Source organism: Lyngbya aestuarii BL J, from assembly GCF_000478195.2.
In the GTDB taxonomy this organism is placed as follows: domain Bacteria; phylum Cyanobacteriota; class Cyanobacteriia; order Cyanobacteriales; family Microcoleaceae; genus Capilliphycus; species Capilliphycus aestuarii.
Genome location: NZ_AUZM01000319.1, coordinates 1 through 658, shown reverse-complemented (window position 1 = coordinate 658; position 658 = coordinate 1). Strand labels below are relative to the sequence as shown.

General features: G+C 31.2%; 1 protein-coding gene. It reads left to right on the top strand.

Features of this window, described 5'->3' with window-relative positions:
* Positions 1–11 precede the first annotated feature (11 nt).
* Positions 12–658, top strand: a 647-nt coding sequence (locus tag M595_RS28330) for a hypothetical protein (RefSeq protein ID WP_023069976.1), incomplete at its 3' end; no start/stop codon positions are given.

The following is a 658-nucleotide window of genomic DNA, read 5'->3' as shown; positions in this document are numbered from 1 at the left end:
GAGAATTATTAATGAATAAAAACAGAGAACAATCACTTAATCGCCACGAACTGTTAAAACAAAGTTTGCGTCAAAATCCGCCAGATCCCAACCGTATTTTTGATCTTTTTTTAAATAAATCGGAGTTGGAAATTAATTTAGAGAATGTGATCACGGTTTTAAGAGATAGCTATGATAAAAATCAATATTTTGAAAAACGTTCTCAATTATTAGTTAAATTCCTAGACAAAGCTCTACGAATTTTATCTACAACTGAACAATGGCTTGATGAGATAGATCGGCTCATCAACGAATACGAAAAAAGCTCGATAAATTTACCTGCAAGTTTATATTATGCCAAGTTTAGGTGTTTAGCAACTTTATCGGTTTCCGATGCAAAAGCAGAGTCTTTTATCGAGAAAGCTATAGATCTAGAAATTAACATATATAATCAACTTGATTATCAATTGGAACTGGCAATGTATTATGAAAATACTAGCCAATATCGGAAAATGAAAAAGATAATTGATCAATGTGAAATCTTATGCAGGCAGTATTCTAACCTGGATCAGCAATTAGCCAGAACTTTGCTTTACTTAGGACATTACTATTTCTATACATTTCAGTTGGATAAAGCTGCTAATTACATGAATCAAGCTCAAAATATTTTAGAAACTAT